Annotated in this window: 18 protein-coding genes; 2 read left to right on the forward strand and 16 right to left on the reverse strand. The window is 68.3% G+C overall.

Going from position 1 to position 19,465, the window contains the following annotated elements; translation table 11 throughout:
• Positions 1 to 3: 3 nt before the first annotated feature.
• The 16 genes from QF035_RS45130 to QF035_RS45205 form a co-directional block, all read right to left on the reverse strand.
• Complete coding sequence (locus QF035_RS45130; RefSeq protein ID WP_307527655.1) at positions 4 to 243, reverse strand: hypothetical protein; 240 nt, start codon at positions 241 to 243, stop codon at positions 4 to 6.
• 19 nt (positions 244 to 262) lie between these two features.
• Positions 263 to 850, reverse strand: coding sequence for a GntR family transcriptional regulator (locus QF035_RS45135; RefSeq protein ID WP_307527658.1), 588 nt, complete (start codon positions 848 to 850; stop codon positions 263 to 265).
• A complete protein-coding gene (locus QF035_RS45140; protein WP_307527659.1) occupies positions 843 to 2,063 on the reverse strand; it encodes a GntR family transcriptional regulator in 1,221 nt (406 codons plus the stop codon). The genes QF035_RS45135 and QF035_RS45140 overlap by 8 nt, the downstream gene beginning before the upstream one ends.
• A 297-nt stretch (positions 2,064 to 2,360) precedes the next feature.
• Positions 2,361 to 4,154: a GntR family transcriptional regulator gene (locus tag QF035_RS45145; RefSeq protein ID WP_307527661.1), complete on the reverse strand. Its 1,794-nt coding sequence runs from the start codon at positions 4,152 to 4,154 to the stop codon at positions 2,361 to 2,363.
• Positions 4,155 to 4,249: 95 nt separating this feature from the next.
• Positions 4,250 to 6,406: a tetratricopeptide repeat protein gene (locus QF035_RS45150; RefSeq protein ID WP_307527662.1), complete on the reverse strand. Its 2,157-nt coding sequence runs from the start codon at positions 6,404 to 6,406 to the stop codon at positions 4,250 to 4,252.
• Between the two features lie 56 nt (positions 6,407 to 6,462).
• A complete protein-coding gene (locus QF035_RS45155; protein WP_307527664.1) occupies positions 6,463 to 8,574 on the reverse strand; it encodes a tetratricopeptide repeat protein in 2,112 nt (703 codons plus the stop codon).
• A gap of 548 nt (positions 8,575 to 9,122) precedes the next feature.
• Entirely contained in the window at positions 9,123 to 9,917 is a 795-nt protein-coding gene (locus tag QF035_RS45160; protein WP_307527666.1) for an SAM-dependent methyltransferase, read from the reverse strand.
• A gap of 229 nt (positions 9,918 to 10,146) precedes the next feature.
• A complete protein-coding gene (locus tag QF035_RS45165) occupies positions 10,147 to 10,653 on the reverse strand; it encodes a hypothetical protein (RefSeq protein WP_307527668.1) in 507 nt (168 codons plus the stop codon).
• Positions 10,654 to 10,925: 272 nt separating this feature from the next.
• The gene (locus QF035_RS45170; protein ID WP_307527670.1) at positions 10,926 to 12,137 is read right to left on the reverse strand and encodes an acyl-CoA dehydrogenase family protein; all 1,212 of its coding nucleotides are present in this window, start codon (positions 12,135 to 12,137) and stop codon (positions 10,926 to 10,928) included.
• Between the two features lie 178 nt (positions 12,138 to 12,315).
• Positions 12,316 to 12,867 (reverse strand): GAF domain-containing protein, encoded by a 552-nt coding sequence (locus QF035_RS45175; RefSeq protein WP_307527672.1) that lies wholly within the window; start codon positions 12,865 to 12,867, stop codon positions 12,316 to 12,318.
• On the reverse strand, positions 12,864 to 13,484 hold the full coding sequence (locus QF035_RS45180) for a GTP-binding protein (protein WP_307527674.1): 621 nt from the start codon (positions 13,482 to 13,484) through the stop codon (positions 12,864 to 12,866). The genes QF035_RS45175 and QF035_RS45180 overlap by 4 nt, the downstream gene beginning before the upstream one ends.
• A complete protein-coding gene (locus tag QF035_RS45185; RefSeq protein ID WP_307527675.1) occupies positions 13,462 to 13,857 on the reverse strand; it encodes a DUF742 domain-containing protein in 396 nt (131 codons plus the stop codon). Before QF035_RS45185 ends, QF035_RS45180 begins: the two co-directional genes overlap by 23 nt.
• Positions 13,857 to 14,399, reverse strand: coding sequence for a roadblock/LC7 domain-containing protein (locus tag QF035_RS45190; RefSeq protein WP_307527677.1), 543 nt, complete (start codon positions 14,397 to 14,399; stop codon positions 13,857 to 13,859). Before QF035_RS45190 ends, QF035_RS45185 begins: the two co-directional genes overlap by 1 nt.
• Positions 14,396 to 15,970, reverse strand: coding sequence for a sensor histidine kinase (locus QF035_RS45195; RefSeq protein ID WP_307527679.1), 1,575 nt, complete (start codon positions 15,968 to 15,970; stop codon positions 14,396 to 14,398). The genes QF035_RS45190 and QF035_RS45195 overlap by 4 nt, the downstream gene beginning before the upstream one ends.
• 104 nt (positions 15,971 to 16,074) lie before the next feature.
• Positions 16,075 to 16,761, reverse strand: coding sequence for an aldo/keto reductase (locus QF035_RS45200; protein WP_307527681.1), 687 nt, complete (start codon positions 16,759 to 16,761; stop codon positions 16,075 to 16,077).
• Positions 16,758 to 17,468, reverse strand: coding sequence for a hypothetical protein (locus QF035_RS45205; protein ID WP_307527683.1), 711 nt, complete (start codon positions 17,466 to 17,468; stop codon positions 16,758 to 16,760). Before QF035_RS45205 ends, QF035_RS45200 begins: the two co-directional genes overlap by 4 nt.
• 377 nt (positions 17,469 to 17,845) lie before the next feature.
• Here QF035_RS45205 and QF035_RS45210 point away from each other — a divergent pair, with 377 nt between their 5' ends.
• Both QF035_RS45210 and QF035_RS45215 read left to right on the forward strand, forming a co-directional pair.
• Entirely contained in the window at positions 17,846 to 18,310 is a 465-nt protein-coding gene (locus QF035_RS45210) for an ATP-binding protein (RefSeq protein ID WP_307527685.1), read from the forward strand.
• 5 nt (positions 18,311 to 18,315) lie between these two features.
• Positions 18,316 to 19,368 carry an aldo/keto reductase gene (locus QF035_RS45215; protein ID WP_307527690.1) on the forward strand — a complete coding sequence of 351 codons (1,053 nt, stop codon included), beginning with the start codon at positions 18,316 to 18,318 and terminating at the stop codon, positions 19,366 to 19,368.
• Positions 19,369 to 19,465 lie beyond the last annotated feature (97 nt).

Below are 19,465 nucleotides of genomic sequence, written 5' to 3' on the forward strand. Positions count from 1 at the left end.
GGTTCAGGCACGGTCGAATCCCCGTTCCCGTTCGGTATCCGTGACGCGATGGCGGTGCCAGCGGATCTCGTGCCGGGCCGCGCAGGCGTAGTGCCGCACCGCCGCCGGCCCGAACGCGTCCAGCGCGATCTTGCTGGAGCGGAGGTCGGCCAGCTCCTGCTCCGTGGGCAGCACCGTCCCGGGACCGTACGTACCATCGGTCAGACGATGCCCAACGACCTTGGTGATCAGTTCGGGGGGCATGCGGTGCCGCGATGAGGGTTCAGACACGGTCGGCCCCCCGCTCGCGGTCGACGTCAGGGCCCTGGTCGCAATCCGTGTCCGCGTGATCTGCGTCAGGCTGGGGACAGGCGTCGGAGGGGATGCGCTGGGCGACCACCGTGCCGTCGCGTGCAGTCGCGCCGGCGTTCGTGAGGAAGCCCTGATCTTTGAGTGGTTTGAGGGCGAGTGAGATCATGGATCTTGCGACGCCGAACTCCTTACTCAAGACGGCGACGCTGGGGAAGGGCTTGCCGACGGGGTGGGTGCCGTCACTGATCCGCCTGCGGACGGCGTCTTCGATGTCGTCCTTGCATACGCGCTGCTGCCATGTCGAGAGCGTGGTGCCGCTCGGGGTGATGCCGCCTCCGCCGCCGGGCCGCGTGCCGACGAGGCTTTCGTCCCGGAGCAGCTGAACGGTCTTGCTGATCACGTGCGGGGTGGTCCCGAAGCGCCGTCTTAGCTCACCGGATCGACGGACCGTGCCGGGGGCCCAAGTGCCATCGGCGATCTCTTTGCGCAGGGTGTCGGCGAACTTCGTGCTGGGATGGACCTGCAACCTGCGGGGCACGTAGTTGACGTCGTCACGCATGGTCGAACCCCCGTTTCAGGTCCCCGTCCAGGACGCGGGTGGCGTTGCTTGCGAGGCCAGAGGGCTCGCAGGCCGGCCTGGCTGCGCAGACCCTGAAATGCAGCCCGCTGAGGACGAGCCCCTCGCTCCTGAGCGGGTTGATTGCCCTCGAAATCGTGTTGACCCCCACATCGAACTCGGTGGCCAGTTCCACATTGGTGGGCAGCCGGCTGCCGGGCGGATAGGTGCCATCACGCAGCCGCTCCCGGAGTACCTTCCCGACGTACACCACGGTGCGCGACGTCATGCCGGGCGGCGGAACCCCGGGCTGTTGCGGGTCGACGACGTACGTCCCCAGCGTTTCGAGCGAGGCCAGGAGCTTCTCCCCCTTCAGTGGTGCCAGGGCCTCGCGGATGGTGGCGTGACACACCCCGAACTCGGCGGCAAGGGTCCTCGCTGACGGCAGCCACGTCCCGACGGCATACGTGCCGTCGCTGAGCCGCGAACGGACGATCCGCTCGATCTCCCCGGTGACGTTCCTGTCGGCTCCGGGGTGCTCGGAAGCCGAGCGGACTGCGTAGACCCTTTTGCTGCGCTGACGTTCGCTGACGAGCCCTTCCTTCCTGAGCAGTTGGAGGGCGTTCGAGATCGTGGTGTGGCCCGCGCCGAACTCGGATGCCAACTCGGCATAGGTGGGCAGTCGGCTGCCGGGCGGGTAGGTGCCGTTGCGTAGTCGCACCCGGATGACCTTTGCGATGGCCACGTGGTGTGATTGCGCGGCTGGCGGGGGCGCGCAGGGGTGTTGCGGGTCGATGACGTACGTTCCCTGAGGGTTGAGGGCGGCGAGGAGTTTCTCCTGCTTCAGCGATCTCAGGGCCGCTTGAACCGTGTTGGGGCTCACATCGAACTCGGCAGCAAGGACGCTCGTCCCCGGCAGCCATGTCCCCACGGCGTACGTGCCATCGGCCAGCCGTTCCCGGATGATCTTTGTGATCCCCTGAACCTGGCGGGCGGCTGATTGCGTGGCCTGCGGGTCGGGGACGAGGTTTCCCCTGCCGCTGATGGCGTGCACGACCCCCGTGTCCTTGAGTGGTTGGAGCGCCTGGCGAAGGGTCCAGTGGGACACGCCGAATTCGGCGGCCAGAGCCTTCTCCGCGGGCAACGCCGTCCCGCGGCCGTACGTGCCATCGGCTACTCGGCGCTTGATGGTCTTTGTGATCAGCTCGGGGGTCATGAGGCGGCGATGTGCTCGGGGTTCAGGCACGGAGGAATCCCCGTTCCAGTTCGGCAATCCGCTCGACGCTCAATTTCCCGTTCCGGATTGTTGCTGTCATGCGAATGTCGGAACTTCCGTCTGGTGGTGCGGTTGTGGATGCCGAGCCCAGCGCTGGCTTGCTGAGCTCGGTCGTTTGGGAGTGCTGCAGGCGTTGATCATCACGGCAGTCAGGCGATCCGTGACCGGGTGGCGCCAGGCGAGCTGCGGGTGCTCGGCGACGAAGGACTTCCGCTTGGTGGCACTGGTCCGGAGCATTCATGCGAGACGGAGGCCGAAGCCGCGGAGGATATTGATCGCCAGGACGGCATCGGTCACGGCGGTGAGCGCGTCCGTACCGGCTGCCATGCGGCGCATTGCATCCACCCGCCATCCGCGTGGCAGTCGTGCGAGGCTGGCAGCCATGCGGGCCCCGGTCTCACGGTCCTGCTGACGGTCCCAGTCGACCTCCCAGTTCCGTCCGGCTGGTGGTGGCGCCTGCCCCGCATGGGCCTGCTGGGACGATGCTCGCAGTGCCTCGTCGAGCGGTGTTCGTCGAGAAGCGCTATCCGGGGAGCGCTGGCCGCCCAGGACTACCGCTTGCCACTGCGCGGGGAGCTCTTCGAGGATTTTCAGGTGAGCCTCGGCCATCTCCCCGTGCGTGAGACGGCATGGGGACGACGGCGACCACAGCCGTGTCACTTCGGTGATGTCGCTCGCGTGACTCATCACGGCGTGTGGCGTCATCGTCCGTACCGAGTCGGTGCGGCTCAGGAGTCGGTACACCGCGGCCTGGTCGCTGTCCGGCAGGAACGTCCAGATGCCGGCGCGAAGCTCGTCCCAGGTCAGCAGCGTCGCGTCGTGGGCGGCGGCGTGCACCGTCTGCTGGTCGTGGCTTTCGCAGCTTGCCAGTATTTTCAGGGCGGCGCTGATGCGTCCCGCCCGACGGGGGTTTTCTGCCAGGGTGGCGTCGAGTGAGAAGGAACAGATGCCGGGGTGGTCAGAGAACAGGGCGCATGTGTCCTGTGGCGTCGGCCCGGTCCTGGGGCAGGTCTCCTTGGCCAGGCAGCGGGGCACTTCGTCGTCGGTCCAGGTGGCCCAAATGGCTCCGGCCTGCGGGATGTCGAACTGCCGGGCGATGCCCCAGTGACCGTCCCGGCTGTGTTCGGCGAGGACGCACATGATGGAGGAGCGGGCGATCCCCGGGACGCTGGGCCGGTCGGCGTGAGCCTGGGTCCGGAGGGCCTCGGAGACAGGGACGCGCGCGCCGCATGTGCGCGGACGTGTCAGCGTCGGCACAGGGAGTCCTCCCGGACGTGCTGGATGTTGGGCGGCGTACAACCTGAGATCCGGCCCTTGGACGACGAGGCCCTGTTGCCGGAGCGGCTTGACTGCCTTCGAGATCGTGTTGGGGCTCACCCCGAACTCGGCGGCCAGCTCACCATTGGTGGGCAGCCGACTGCCGGGCGGACAGATGCCTTCAAGCAGCCGCTCCCGGAGGACCCGCTCAATGTGGGCGGCGTGCCGCGGCGTCTTCCCGGGCGGAGGCGCCCCGGGGTGGTGCGGGTCGATGACGTACAGCCCCGGCGGGCTGGTGGCCGCGGCGACGAGCTTGTCCCGCTTCAGCGGTGTCATGGCGGCGTGGACCGTCCTGACGGCCACTCCGAATTCCGCAGCCAGGGCCGCCAGCGGCGGCAGCCACGTCCCCACGGGATATGTGGAATTGCGCAGCCGTTCTTCGAGGACCTGCCCGACCTTCTGGGCCCCGTTGAGGGCTGGTGGCGGTGCCTGCCGTTCGACCGCAACGTATCCACACTGCGGTCTGAAGTGCAGAACGCCTGTGTTCACAAAGGGCCGCAGCGCCTGGTGGACGCCCCCCTCGGATATACCGAATTCGCAGGAGAGGACCCGTGCCGTGGGCAGTACTGTCCCGGGGCCGTACGTGCCATCGGCCAGCCGGCCCTGTATGACCGTACTGAGATGCTCCTCACCCGTGGTCTGCGGCGGGTCCTGTGGCTGCTGGGTGAGGTCGGCATGGGCGAGTCCCGCTGCGGGTGTCGGAGGGTGAGTCAACGTGCTCTCCTGGCGGTGCACATGGGGTGGGTGGAACATCGGGCAGCGATGTTTCGGCTTCTTCGAAGCGGCCGTCACGAGGGACGGGGCGACGATCAACCGAGGTCGAGCAGCCGCTGGCGTACGCGGTCTGCGTCGCTCGGGCTGACGCGTTCGTAGATGCTCAGCGCGACGGCGTAGAGAGCCGCAGCCTCCCCGCGGCGGCGAGTGGTCTGGAGGCTCTGGCCGAGCAGCTCACGGCTGCGTGCCTGCGAGCGGGGCGGGCCAATGCGGTCGCACTCATCGACGGCCCACCGTCCGTACTCCTCGCCCGTGTCGGGGTCGCCGTCGAGCGTGAGGGCGTAGCCGTACAAGGCCGTGGCCCGCGCCGCGTCGAGACGGTCCCGCAAGTTGGTCAGCGTCTGGCAGGCGTCGGCGAGGATCTCGACCGCGGGGGCGGCTTGGTTGAGCTGAGTCAGGGCGTCGCCCAGGCACATGCCGGTGATGGCCACGCTGCGCTGGAACGTGATCAGGTCGTCCTCGTCACCGCTGGCCTTGGCAGCGGTGACGAGCCGGGCGCGGTGCTCGCGCGCCTGACGCAGGAAGCGTTCCGCCACGTGCGGGCGCTGGGCCGCAAGGTGGGTGGCGCCCAGCTCGTGCAGGGCGTGCGCCTCGGCACGGGCGTCGCAGGCAGTCCGAGCCAGGTGAAGGAGCTGCTCGAAGGCTTCAAGGGCGTCAGCGTGCTGGCCGGCGCTGCGCAGGCCGATCGCCCAGGTCGCGAGGATCTCCAGTTCGGCAATGGCGTTTCCGCAGCGGCGGGCCGCACCGAGGGCGAGTCGGTGGGTCGCGTCCCACAGGTCGTAGTCGTGGGTGGCGCGCAGCAGCGGCCAGAGCGTATGCGTGAGCTGCCACACCATCGAGTCGATTCTGGCGGGGACTGCCGCCTCGATCGCGGCTCGAAGGTTGTCCCGCTGAGCCTTCAGCCACCCCAGCGCGCCCTCGGCATCAGCGAATTCGAGTGGTTCCTGGGGCGGGTAGAGGTAGTCCCGGTCAAGGAGACGGTGGTTGGGGGCAGCGCGGCGCTCGGCTCGGGTAGCCGTGTACAGATAGAAGCCCAGGGCCTGTCGCAGCACTCGTGCGGGCTCGCCAGATGCCGCCTCCTGGGTGAAGAGGCGGCGGGCGTGTTCACGGGCTTTGTCGTGGAACTGGTAGACCGGGCCTCGCGCTGCGGTGTCCGGGGCGGGGCGGGCTTCGATCAGTTGCGCGGCGCACAGTACCTGCAGGACCTCGGCGGCGGCCTGCCGGGTCAGCCCGGACACGGCCGCGGTCAGCGCGGCGTCGACGTCCAGAACGAACAGATGGCCCAGCCGCCGGTACACGGCGGCGGCGGTGGTGGGCAGCGCCGCGTAGCGGGTGTCGAAGGCCGCAGTCATAGCCGCCTCCTGGCGGTCGAGGACGGGTCGGTCGGTGTGCACGGTGCTGTGCGTGCCGCACAGTGCAGTGGTCAGCTCGCCAAGTGCCCGCTCCGGGCGGCCGGCCAGGGTGTTGACGGCCACGGTCAGGGCCAACGGAAGCCCGCCGCACAGACTTGCGATCCGGGCAGCAGCCCGGCGGTCACCGGCGATCCGATCGGCGCCCAGGACCAGCGAAAGGTACGCGAGCGAGGCTTGTGCATCGAAGGGGGACAGTCGGTGGAGTACCGCCCCGTGGCCGGCGAGGTCCGCCAGGGGCTCATGGCTCGTGGTGACGACAAGGTGGCCGGGGCCACCGGGCAGCAGCGCTTTGACCTGGTGGGCGTCGGTCGCGTTGTCCAGCAGGACGCACACGGGCCGGTCGGGGTTGGCTGCGGTCACCGAGCGCCACCACGCGCCGAGTTCCTCGGATGTGGTGGCGCGGATGCCGGGCCGCGTGGCGTGCAGGAACCGGGTGAGTATCTCGGCGGTGGAGGCGCGGCGCCCGGGCGCGTAGCCGCGGAGATCGGCGTACAGCGCTCCGCCGGGGAACCGTTCGTGATGCTGGCGCAGGAACCGGCCGGCGAGCGTGGTCTTGCCGACGCCGCCGGGTCCGCTGATCGCGATGACGCGCACGGTGTCCGGGGCCATACGGTCCAACCCGGCTGTCAGGCTGGCCAGGTCGTCGGTCCGGTCCGTCCACGCGCCGGGGTCGGGCAGGAGCTGTCGGGGCGTGGGCGCAGTGAACCCCGCCTCGTGGACATGGACCTGGCTGATGGTGTGAGCCTGCACACTGGTCCCGTTCGTGATGTTCCCCGCCACGTGGTTGGAGTGCGCGGCCGCTGGGCCTTGTGTGGCGTCTGCGGGATGAGGGCCGGTCACAGGGCCAGTTCCCGCTGCCGGAGGTGCTCGGCGTAGGCAGGGCGGATCGTGGCCATCAGATCGGCGGCCTGCCGGTAACGCCGGCGGGCGGCATCGAGATTGCCGTGCCCGTGGTGGGCCCCCGCGAGCATGTCGAGGGCCCGGGCGCACATCCGCGTGCTGCCATGGGCACCCAGCTTCTCCACGGCCTCCGTCAGCTCGCGGATGCCGGCGTCGACGTCGCCGTTCAGCGTGAGAGCGTGGCCGTGGAAGGCCAGGGCTCGGTCAGCGTCGTACTGATCCCCGACCGCGAGGAGCCCGTCCCGGGCGCGGGTGAACAACGCCAGGGCCTGGGCGCGGTCGCTCTGGGCGGTGGCGATCTCGCCGAGGACGATCGTGGCCAGGGCGACCCCGCGCGGGTAGTCGCAGGCGGTCCAGAGCTGGATCGCCTCGGTGAGGAGGGGGATGGCTTTCTGGTGCTCCCCGGTGTCGTGGTAGCACGCGCCGAGCCCCAACAGTGCCTGTCCCTCGTCGCGTACGGCGTCGTCCTTGTCGTGCGCGGTGCTGGGGGCGCGGGCTTCGCGCAGGGCGTCGGTGTACCAGTGGATGGCGGTGCTCCAGCGGTCGGCCTGGCTGAGGCCGATGGCACCGGACAGGAGCATCTGGCGCACTGCGGCCGGGTTGTCGGCCTGCCGGGCTGACGCGACGCCGAGCTCGTGGAGCTCTACCCACAGGTCGTAGGGGTGTCGGCGGTGCAGGAGCGGCCAGACGGCGTCGACCTGCTGCCAGGCAGCCTCATGCCATTCGTGGTCCCGGGCCGCCCGCACGATGCCGGGGAGATTTCGCTGATGGGACGCGAGCCACGCCAATGCCCCTGGATCGTCATCGAAAGGGAGGCGCTCTGGCACGCCCTCCGGCACCAGGCCCTGCTTGAGGCGGAGAGTGGCCTGGGCGGGGCTGAGCCGCAGCTGTACCTGGGTGGCTATCGCCAGCATCCACGCGCACAGCCGTTGCAGGGCATCGTCCCGCGCCTCGTCCCTATCGTGGTGAAGGGCCAAGTACCGGGCGTGGTCGCGCTGGGATTCGCCCATCCGATAGCGCGTGGGCCGTGCCTCATCGCCTGCGAGTTCTTCCAGCAGGTGTTCGTCGGTCAGCGTGTCCAGCAGGTACCCCGCGGTCGCCAGGGGTATGGAGGCGACCGCGGCGGCCATGTCGGGGTCGATGTCCTCGACGGGCAGTATGGCGAGCTGGCGGTAGAGGCGCTGTGCGTCTGCTTCCAGGTCGCCGTATGCCTTGTTCAGGGCTGCGGTGGTGGCCATCCGGGCGAAGTCCTCGGGGTGTGGGCGGGCGTTGGTGGTGGGAGTGAGGGGGTCCACGAGGGACGAAAGGCGCCGATGGGGGCGAGAGCGAAGGCGCGCGCCGGCCAGTACGAGAGGCAGGGCGAGATGACCGCAGACGCGTACGAGCTGCTCGGCGGCGTCGGGCTCGGCCGCGACGCGATCCTCACCCGCGAAGCGGGCCAGCAGGTCTACGCCCGCTCCGGTCGGGAACGGGCCGATCTGATGGAGGTCGGCGCCGTCCACGGCCAGTTCCCACAGAGAGCGCTGGCTGGTCACCAGGGTCATGCTCGGGGACCCGGCCGGCAGCAGAGGCCGCACCTGGTCGGCCGTCCGGGCGCTGTCGAGCAGACACGCGACCGAGCGGCCGGCGGTGACCGAGCGCCACACCGAGGTCAGTTCGTGGAGATCTGCCGGGAAGGCTTCTACACCGAGTGCGTGCAGCCACTGCTGGAGAACACTCTCCGGTCTGACCGGCCCGTCCCGTCCGCTCAGGTTGGCGTACAGCTGACCGTCCGGATATGCGTCCTGGCCATGGAGCCACTGGACGGCGAGCGCACTTTTGCCGACCCCAGCGATCCCGCTGAGCACGACGACGTCGGTGCCTCCCACACGGACAGCGTCCAGTGCCTCCCTCTCCGTCGACCGGTCGGTGAAGTGCCGAGGTGCGAGGGGCAGTTGACGTGGCACCGGGCGCGGCGTGCGCAGGGCCGGGAGGTGGATGCCGCCCTGGATCTGGCCGGCCTGGATCACCACCGCACTCTGGACGGCCGCGCTGATCTCATTGGTCATCGCGACCGCCGCTCGCCCGCGACGGCGACCGCGCCAACAAGGAGGGCCAAGTGTCCGGCGCACTGTCGACGCTCATACCCTCGCCTTGTCGTCGGGGCGGGCCGGAAGCCCCGGACCAGCCGGACACCGGCGGGCCCGGATGCCGGGTGACGTGAACCGGGGCGACGATCGCGGTGTAGCGGCCGGTGGGGATGCTCACCCGCCCTCGGGAGCCCACATCGGGTGGCTGTCGCGCCCAACGCGGACGGAGGGCCGGGGAAGGTTGTCTGGTCACGGGGTCCTTCAAGGGGGGGTGAGGGCGATGGCGGCGTAGGCCGGGGAGGTTCCTGTGCGGTGAGGACGCCTCGTTGCCGGGCTGGCAGTGCGTGGTCTCGGTGAGGCCGGGAGCCAGCGCCTCCCATCCGTCGCGCTGGTGCAAGGCGGCCGACTGGCTCGCGGCGTAGCCCGGCGCACTTCGCAGGGCAGGACATCTCCTGGCCTCGCCGGGTGCGAAGCACGAAGGCCTGAGCCCATGAAGAGACCCAGTGGCGCTCGCGAACCGGACCGCATTACAGCTTGCGGCCGATACCGCCGTAGACGTCCGTCGGCTGAGGCGTGGTGCCCGGCTCGGGGCGCCACAGCGGGCAGGACACGATGCCGGGACCGATCAGCTCTAGGCCTTTGTAGTAGGCAGCGAGCTGCCCGGGGCTGCGCAGCACGTACGGGACGGCCCCGGTGTTGTTATAGCCCTGCTGGGCCTTTCTGAGTTCGGCGTCGGTGTCGATGCCGTCGTAGTGCACGAAGTAGCTGCCCGGTGGCAGGGCCTTCTGGAGGCGATGAGCGATCTTCTGAGCCTCTTCGAAGTCCCGGATATGGCCAAGGATGCCCATGAGCATCAGCGCAACAGGCCTGTTGAAGTCCAGGATCTTGCCGGCCCCTTCCAGGATCTGTTCGGGTTCGTGCAGGTCCGCCTCGATGTAGTCGGTGAGGCCCTCGGGGGTGCTTTTGAGGAGGGCCGCGGCGTGGCTCAGGACGAGCGGGTCGTTGTCCACGTAGACGATGCGCGACGTGGGCGCCACGCGCTGGGCGACCTGGTGGGTGTTGTCTTCCGTCGGCAGGCCGGTGCCAATGTCCAGGAACTGGCGGACGCCCTTCACGGACGCGGCCCATGTCACTGCGCGGATCAGGAACTGGCGGGACTCAAGGGCCATCGTCTCAATGTTGGGAGCGATCGCACGGTAGGCGTCGCCCGCCTCCTGGTCGACGGGGTAATTGTCCTTACCGCCCAGCCAGTAGTTCCAGATACGGGCCGAGTGCGGCACCGTGGAGTCGATCTGGTGCCGTGGGTTGACCGGACTGTTCAAAGTCTTCTCCAAGAGCGGTGGTTCGTCGGCCAGGCCTGCTGGTGACGAGGGGTGGATGGAACTCCGTGACCTGACGTGCGCGGACTCGGAGGTCGTCGACCGTGGCTCAGACCCGGAGGCCGCGGACCCACACGGCTGGTGGAGCGCTGCGGCATAAAGGAGGAAGGCGGGATGGTCGGGCCGCACAGTCGTAGTCCTTGATCTACTTCTTGGGAATCTGCCTTGGCCGTCAGGAGGTGAGGTCGTGCGGCGCCAGGCGGGTGGCGTTGCGGCGCAGCCCTTCGGCCATGCCGGCGCGGGAGTAGACGACTTTGACGGCGTGGTGGTCGCTGATGCCGGTGGTGTCGATGACGCTGACCGCGATGACGGCGTTGGTGAGCCAAGGGTCGTTGTAGATGCGATCGATGCGCCGTTCTCCGCCTTGGCCGGGCTTGTCCCGACCGGCGGTGGCAACGAGCGCGTCAGGTTGGCGAAGTGTGTGCGCGGCATACCGGGCGGGGTCGTGCAGGCCGGCGCCCAGGAGGGTCTCATCGGCGTAGGTGCAGCTGACGCGCGTTCCGTCCGGGCCGGGATTCGTGCGGTGCATCATGTGCAGCTGGTCGGTGATGTCCCCGTTGGCCCAGTCGAGCCACCGCTGAGGGGCTCGCTTGTCTTCGTCGGGGCCGCCGTCGTGCTCGATGTTGGAAGTCATCACCGTGACCACGGGTTCGCGGGGCCGGCTGCGCGTACTGGTCAAGATGTCCTCCCGGGGGTCGCAAGGTCGTGGAAACGGGGGGTGGGGTTCAGTGGTGCAAGCGGTGAGCCGGCTGAACCAGGGGCGGATGGGCCGCTGGTAAGCCCTTCGGCTCTCGGGAGACAGTGGCGGGCGCCCGGCACGGGGACGGTTCGTCGTCCCCGCGCCGGGTTGCCGTCCCGCGCTCGGCAACGGGGGGTGCCTAGCGTGAGACGTGGGACCCGCACACGGCTATGCGGATTCACGGGGTGCCGTGCGCGGGGTCTGTGCCGCCGTCATCTGTGGCGATGGGATAGGTGCCGGGCGGACCACTGGGTACGCGACGGGCCGAGTGCCTGCTCAGCCAGGCGTATGAGCTGGAGGTCGTCGGGTCCTGCGGGTGCGTGGACCAGGTCCATGTCGCGCCGCAGCTGTTCACATGGGTTCCCGAGGCGCCCGGCGTGGCCGCCGTGGAGCTGCTTGGCGTGCTCGGCGGAGGCCACCCCCGCGCGGTGGCTGGTGAGCTTGCTGTAGATCAGTTCTGCATCGCACGGGATTCCCTCGTCGAGCAGGTACGCCGCGTGGTAGGCCGCGAGTTGGGCACTCATGAGCTGGCCCTGCATCTCCGCGATGCGGTTGCGGACGGGGGGCAGGTCGGAAAGGTGCCCTTTGTAGCGGGGCCGGGTGGATACCCACTCCTTGGTCACGTCCAGGAGCCGCTGGTGGATCCCGAGAGCGACGGCGGCCAGGTTCAGGCGGCCGTAGACGACGCTGGACAGGAGTGCGACGGCCAGTCCGTCGCCGATCTCACCGATGACGCGGGTCCTGGGGACGTGGACGCTGCTGAGACGCAGTCCGTCGGCTGAGAATCCGTGCAGCCCGTTGAGGGGGCGGCGGACGACTTCGAGCCCGGGGGTGTTCTTCTCGACGAGGAAGGCGGTCAGACTCTTGGCGCCGGGGCGCTTTCCGGTGCGGGCGATCACGCAGTGGACGTCCCCGAGGTCGGCGTTGCCGACGAGGTCCTTCTCTCCGTTGAGGACGAAGCACTGGCCCTTGCGGTGGGCGGTGGTCTCCATGCCCAGGACGTGGCTGCCGGCGACGGGCTCGGTCGTGGCGATAGTCGGCCAGATCCGGCCAGCCGCGATGTCCGGGAGCCAGTCGCGGCGCATGGCTTCGTCGCCGAATTCGGCGATGGGGGCGGCACCGAGTATGGATGCCTGGAGGATGGCGCTGGCGGCCGCGCTGCGCCGGGCGACCTCCGCGAGCATCCAGGTTTTGACGACGTGCCCCGCGTCCATGCCGTCTTCGTCGGGCCCGAGGAGGACTCCGAGCCATCCCGTCTCGCTGAGCATGCGCCGTACCTCGCGGTCGGTGTGCGGGCCGCGCTCCTCCATCTGCGGTGCGAGGGGGGCGATTTGGGTGTTCACGATGTCCTGGATCTGCTGCTGGAGGGGCTGGTGGTCGTCGGTCAGGTACGGGCGGGTGAGGGACAGGGACGCGGCGGGCATTCGGTTCCCTTCCTGAGATGGCGGAGACGGGTCCTGCTGCGTCCCGAGGACGTCGTGGGAAGCAGTGGCATCCGGTATGCCGTCGGTGCGTTGGCTGAGGGCGCCGGCGCGCGGGTGGATGTAGGACGGGTTGGCCACCAGGTCCCGGGGAAGAGACCGGCAGATGCCAGCCGGTGCGCTACGTCGCGCCGATACTGGGACGCGCGAGGATGTCCGTCATGACCTCGGCCCCAGCCTCCTTGACGATTGCCAGAAGGCGGTCGGCGTCTTCGAGCGGGTACTTGGTCTGGTCGATCACGCACACCGTGCCGAGCACGATGTCGGTGCCCGGGTAGATGAGCGGCTGACCGAAGTAGGCGGTGATGCCGATGGCGTCGACCACCGCGTTGCCGGAGTACAGGCGACTGGCGTGGACATGGGGCAATGGCAGCGCTCGCCGACGCTTGACCACGTGGGGACACCAGCCGTGGACTCGGTCCATGCTCCGGTCCACGATCGGCAGGCCGCTCTCGGCAGGCGGGTTGTGCAGGCCGGCGAAACGTTGCCGGTCGAGGTAGAAGTTCACCATCGCGTACGGGAATCCGGTGTCGTGGGCCAGACGGTCGCAGAGGGCGTCGAATGCGGCGTCGGGGGCGGCGCTCACCCCGTGCCGGTTGAGCAGTTCCCTGCGGGCATCGAGTTGGGCGAGGTCATGGCTGGAGGTGACCAGGACGATGTCGGAGTCGGTCATGAGTGGAGGTCCAATGCGGCAGTCTTGGCGAAGCGGGTGGACAGGGCGTGATCGACGAGTGCGATCAGAACGCGGGCGGCAGATCGGTCACGTCGGGCGTCGCACGTGAGGACAGGCACTCCGTCGTCCAGACGGAGCGCGTGGCGGATCTCGTCCGCGGGATAGCGCTCGGGATCGTCCTCGAACTCGTTGACGGCGACGACGAACGGGATGTTGCGCGTCTCGAAGTGGGTGACGGCGTCGAAGCTGGTTTCCAGGCGGCGGGTGTCGGCCAGGACGACGGCGCCGATCGCTCCGGAGGCCAGGTCATCCCAGATGGGGCGGAAGCGGCTCTGGCCCGGGGTGCCGAAGAGGAACATCTCTATCGGCTGCGGAACATCGAAGGTGATGCGGCCGAAGTCCAGGGCGACGGTGGTGGTGGTCTTGTTCTCCACTCCTTGCAGACTGTCTGTCGGGGTGCTGGCCTGGGTGAGGGCTTCCTCGGTGGTCAGCGGAGTGATCTCGCTGACAGCGCGGATCAACGTGGTCTTGCCGACCCCGAACCCGCCCGCCACCAGAATCTTTACTACGGCGCGGCCCACCCCGGGCAAGGCGTCAGCAGGCCGTTGGTTCGTCATCGGTCCACTTCCTTCTGAGCCCTTCGAGTGCGGCTTGCATGATGTGACGGGAGTTGGAGAAGCCGGAGGCAGGCGGAATCTGCAGCGCGGATGCGTCGAGGAGGTCCGAGACGAGGACCCGGACCACGGGAACGGGTTGACTGAGCGAGCCGGACAGTTCGGCGATCGAGCGCCGTTGGGTGCTGCAGAGCCCGAGGATCTGCTGGGTTTCGGGTCGGAGCGGTCCGGGCGGTGGCCGCGTCCCCGGCTCAAGCACCGTTTCCAGGCGCAGGTTCTCGGAGTGGCGGGAGCGTGTGCGGCCGCCCGCCACCTCGTAGGGCCGCAAGCTGATGCCGTCCACCACGCTCCAGGGGGCGCCACGAGCGCGGGCCATCACCGGATGGTGGCCGCAGAAGCGCCGTACGCTGGCTGCCGGACCGGTGTCGTCATGTGCTCACCGAACCTCTTGATCAGCTGGTTCATCTCGAAGCCCGCGACGCGGATGTCGGCACTCGGCTCAGCCAGCACGCCCAGCAGTGTTTCGACCATCGCATCGCCCGGGACTCCGGCCTGGGAGGGAAACACCGACCGATGGCCCTCGCCCGCGACCATGATGAGGAACACGCCGTCCGCACGCTCGATCATGACCTGCTGGGCGGGCAGGAGTTCGCCCCGGGCACCGGGGGTCGCCCGGGCGATGGAGGCGTGGCCGGAGACGGTCGCGGCCACCGTGTCTGCCCAGTCCTTGGACATGGGGTTGCTCGAGAGCAGGACCAGGCCGTCCTTGGAGGCGAGCAGGGCGTGCGTGACCCCGGGCACCTTGGTGACGAAGCGGTCCAGGAGCCACTCCATCTTCGCGTAGGGCGTCTGCGGTTCCGCTGGGAGCTCGGGTGCCGTACTGGTGGTGGGCGCGGGGGCCGTGGGGTCGGGGTTCATGACGAAGACTCCTGGGATCGGATGGTCCCGGCGCGGCCGGGACCCTGGTAACTCGGGTCGGAGGGAGGCTGGGCGATGCCCTGCTGCTGGGAGAGCTGGGAACCCTGACGAAAGGCGCCGGCCAGGCCGGGATTGGCCGTAACGGAGGCCGCGCCGACGGCCATGTCCGGACCGGGCATATCAGCGGGGGCAAGGGGCCCGGGCACACGGACGGGAAGCTTCCGCCGCCCTCGGGCCGCCGGGCCGCCCTCCACGCAGGCGTCGCCGTCGGTGGCCGTTCGCCGTCGGGGCAGACCGCCGGCCGTGGACGCCGCCAGGGCGGGCTGTGCCATCGGCGCCGCGCGGGGCGTCACCGGAGCGAGGACCGGTGCGGCGAGCTCCAGCTCGGGTTCCGGCTCCGCGCTGACGAGCAACTCCGACGGGATGACAACGAGCGCTGTCGTCCCGCCTTCAGGGTTCGAGTTGAGTGTGACGCGGATACCGTGCCGCTGCGCGGTGATGCCGACGACCAGCAGGCCAATCCGCCCGTCCTCCAACTGCGCGCTGACATCGACGAGTTCGGGTGAGGTGAGCAGCTCATTCATCTGATCCCGCAGTTGGGCAGGCATGGGCATGTCACGGTCGACGACCTCAATGCCCAGGCCAGCGCCGACCTGCCCCACTCTCAACTGCACCCCGGTGGACGGAGAAGAGAAGTAGGTGGCGTTCTCGACGAGTTCGGCCAGGAGGTGAAGGACATCAGGGGCGACATGCCCAGGCAGCGCGAGTACGGGATCGATCGAGCTGGCCACCACCCGCGCCCGCGCGTACTCCTCGGTCTCCTGAATCGCGCCACGCAGCACGGTCGTCAGGGTGACGGGGTGGCGCACGGTATGGGCTGATTCGCCGCCGAGGATGGCCAGGCTGTCCACCATGCGACGGATCCGCACCGCCATGTTGTCGATCTGGAAGACCTGGTCCAGCAGGACGGCGCCCTCAATGTCGTTCTGGAGGTGCTTCAGTGCGTCCAGCAGTCGAAGGACCAGCGCGTACTCACGTCTGGAGATGTGCCGGAACATGGCATGCCGCACAGCCAGTCGTGACTGCTGGGACGCCCGGATCACTGCGGCAGCCATCTGGCCCTTCAGCCAGTCCAGGGCCTGGTCGACATCGGTGTAGGGGTCCCGGCTCGGCACGAAGAACGTGGGCTCAGGCACGGGAGGGGTGATTCCCCGGCGCAGTTCCTCCGTCGTCCAGGCCGCGCAGGCATCCACGGACTGCACGGCCAGGCTCAGCCGCTCCGCTGCCTGAGCCTGGCTCCGGCACACGTCGCCGGCCGCCGTCCTGGCCTGCCAGACGCCCACGAGCAGGGCCATGACGACGCCGCAGGCGATGCCGATCAAGAGCGACCCCGCCGGGAGTTGCGCCACCCGCCAGGCGACGGCCGCCGCGCCGACCGTCACCGCGACGATCGCACCCGGCACGGCCACCGCGGTCAGGACCTGTTCGTAGACGAAGCGCTCGGCCGGTGGGCGGCGCCTACGACCACGGCGGTGCGCGGCCGGACGGGCGGGGGACACACGGTCAGGCATGGGCTTCCTCGGATACCAATTACAGCGGGGCAAGGTCGGAATGGGCCACCGGGGGGGAAGAGCCCGGGGAACGGAGTGGCGGATCTTCCTCCCGGTGACCCGGTCTATTGCCGCATCGGGCCATCACAGAGCCGGAGCGCTTCATCCAAATCAGGCAGTGCATCGAGCAGGCGCCGTACCGCTTCGGCCCGCAGCTCCCACGCCATGGGCAGGACAGACATCACCGGCGCGCACAGCATTTTCAGCAGTGCAATCCGTGAGCTGGCCGTCAACTCCTGTGCGGGCAGAGCTGGGTAGGCGCAGCGGTACGCGGACAGCAGTGCCACAGCACACTCCTGCCAGTCGTTTGCCTCGTCCACGGTGCGGACGTCGGCCATGGGCTCCCCGGTGTCGATCCGTTCCAGGTAGAACACGTCCAGCTGTTCGACTCCGAGGCGACGCAGGCTTCCTTCCACGGCATGCCGGAGATACTCAGGACGGCCCACGGGCGTCCAACGGTCGCGGTCGGGCCGGACAACGCCCACCTTGGCGGCAATCAGTAGCTCTGCGGGATAAGGGCTGAGTGCCTCACGAATGGTCTCCTCCACGATGTGAGGGCCATACGAATCGGAGGTGTCGATATGGGAGATGCCGTGATCCCGCACCGCAGCGCGAAGCAACTCCAGGGCGGCCTGTCTGTCCGGTGAGTCTCCCCAAACGCCCGGCCCCGTCAAGCGCCGAGTGGACAGGCCCGGCCGAGACGCCTTCTTGCCGGCGATGGGGGTCCAGCCGCCGGGCGAGGACATCGTCATGCAGCTGCCACCTGCCGTCCCACTTCTACGGCGTGCCAGATCGCCGCGTCCCCGCTCTTGGGGGATGAAGTGACCACTACGCGGTCAAGGAACTGCTGCTGGAGGAGCTCCTGGATGTGTTTGTCCACGAGCGCTTGATATAGAAGCCACGGATCACTGATCGGGGCCCAAGACTCGGTCGGCATCACGAGGAGCAAGTCGTACTGCGCGGCGTGCTCCTCGTGATGCCGCCGGAGGCGTCCGATCTCTGCGGGGTCGGCACGATCGCCTCGGAATTCCACAGCTGCGTCGTAGGCGGCAACTGCAACTACGGGGGTCGCCTCCATGAGGACAACCGTGAAGCAGCTGCGAGCCGCCACAATTGCGTCAGCAGCGCTTTGAGCGATGAGCCACTGCGTGCTCACCTCGTTCTGCCTCTGCCATGTTGGGAGTCCGGAGGCCGCGGCCCGGCGAAAAAGGTTCTCTGGCCGTGTCGTTGGAAGATTGCACCGCTGCAGTGCTTCCGAAAGTTGGTTCAACAGCGCTTCCATAGCAGCGAGTTGTGCGCTGAGGACGGCGATGCGCGCCGGCGCGCGTCTTTCCGTCCGATTCGCGGCGGCCGGAGCCCCGTGCATACCGGTGACGTTGCCCAGAAGAGTGGTGGCTCCCGCGCCAAACTTCTGCAAGCCCGGCGTCAACGCTCCGAGACTCGCCTGTTTGGAGAACACCGCTGAATGGGACATAACGAGGGGACGCTCCCTGATAGCCAACCGTGGACGCTCAGACGTAACCCGCGCGGCACCAGCTCGTGCGAACGAAACGAACCGGCGGCACTGATGGATTCACGATGCCCCGGAAGCGTTGACCATAGCTATGCCAAACCTGTGCCAAAACGCTGCCGTTCTGGCTGCTTCCTGGCGTGACGGAGCAATGAAACACCCCTAAATGTGCGCTACGTGACGGCTATGTGGTGCCGTGGGGATCTACGAACGACGCGTTTTGGCGCGAGTTTGGCATAGCTATGGCCACGGTGGATCCGGCACGGTGGAACCCGGGTCCACAGAGCCCTGCGCCGCACGGTGTCTCGAGTGCGAGGAGACGAAGAGTGCCCCCGACCGCAGTTGAGTTGCTCCAGAACCAAAACGTAGGAGAACTCCTCGATCACGACGACGTTGATCTCGCCCGCATGGAATCCGCCGAGGACTTGCTCCTCTTCCGTAGCCACGTACGGAAGCTGTTGGAAGAACGCGGCAGCGACGAGCAGTGCGACGACGTCATCACCGTCGTCAACGAGATCGTGGTCAACGCCCTGGTTCACGCCCACGGAGCGTGCTCGTGCCGCCTGACCTTCTACGAACGCGCGGTCTTGGTCGAGGTACAGGACACCGGGCCGGGCATGAAATCCGTGTCAGCTCCCACCCAGGTCGAGCCTTCCCCACGGGGGGACGAGTACCATGAGAGCGGTAGAGGCCTCGTCCTGGTAGCCATGCTCTCGCTGGTGTGGACGTTCGCCTCGACCGACTACGGCTCGGCCGTCACGGCGCTCTTGCCTCTCGGCGGCGGCCTGTGAGCGGCATGCCCGATCTTGCTCCACGGGAACTCTGCCGCTCCATCAACGCCTTCCCTCTAGGTGTGCACTGTTCCGGAGTCCGGTCCGGGGGGAGCGGCAACCCGGACGACCGTGCCTTCCTCGACGGGTTGCGACGCGCGATCGAAGACACGGAAGGTGCCATTCTTCTCGATACGGCGGACTCGTACGGGAAGGGCAAGTCCGAGCGGCTGATCGGCAGAGTGCTGCGCGAGTACACAGGGCTGCCACTCCAGATCAGCAGCAAGGTCGGTACTCTGCGCAGTTCCGCTGAACACCCGTACGCGGATCGGCGCATCAACCACCAGCTTCAGCAGACCCTGGACAATCTCTACGTGGATCAGTTGGCGCTGTACACCCTGCAGTCCCTCGACTTCGGTCCTCACGATTGTTTCCTCGGACACGCGGCCGACCAGATGCACACCCTGCGCGACCTTGAACTGATCCGGGCGGTTGGCATGCCCGGACCCGATGTTGCCTACACGGCCTCCCCGGAACAACAAAGCGCTGCGGTGACAGGCTTCCTCAAGGCGTTCCACGCGATTGGTCCCGACGTGATCTGGACCCGATTCAACGCTCTTACGCCGAATGTTCTGATCGAGGGCGACGACCTGTTCACATTCGCCAGGAAGCACGGTGTTGGAGTCGTACTCACGTCGCCTTTGGCTCAGGGAGTGCTGATCGGAAAGTCACCGCCTTCAGCCACCGTCCGCCCTCACTACGCGATGGCTGGCACGGCTCTTGGCGCGCCGCACAGCATGGGGTCGATCGCACGCGGGCTCCAGTCACTGCGTGACCGTTTTGGCCCATACCCGGGCGCTCTCACGCGGGCCGCATTGCGCTTCTGCCTCCAGCGTGCCAGCCACAGCGTCGTCTTGGTCGGATTCAGGACGGAGGCACAGGTAACTGAATCCTTTGGCTGCTTGGGGGAGCCTTTGACGAATGACGAACTGGCATTCATGGAGGGTACCTTCGCGGAGATGCGTGCCAGTCTGATGGCGCCCGTCCAGGCCTCCACGGTCGCTGAGAGCCGACGATGAAAGAGCGCGGATATGCGAAGCCACGGGGAAGCCAGCCGGAGGTGAAGTCAGAGGTGCCCACTTCGCTTGAGCGTTACGCGAAGGCGGTCCCCGGGCG

This window comes from Streptomyces umbrinus (genome assembly GCF_030817415.1).
GTDB classification, from domain to species: Bacteria; Actinomycetota; Actinomycetes; order Streptomycetales; family Streptomycetaceae; genus Streptomyces; species Streptomyces umbrinus_A.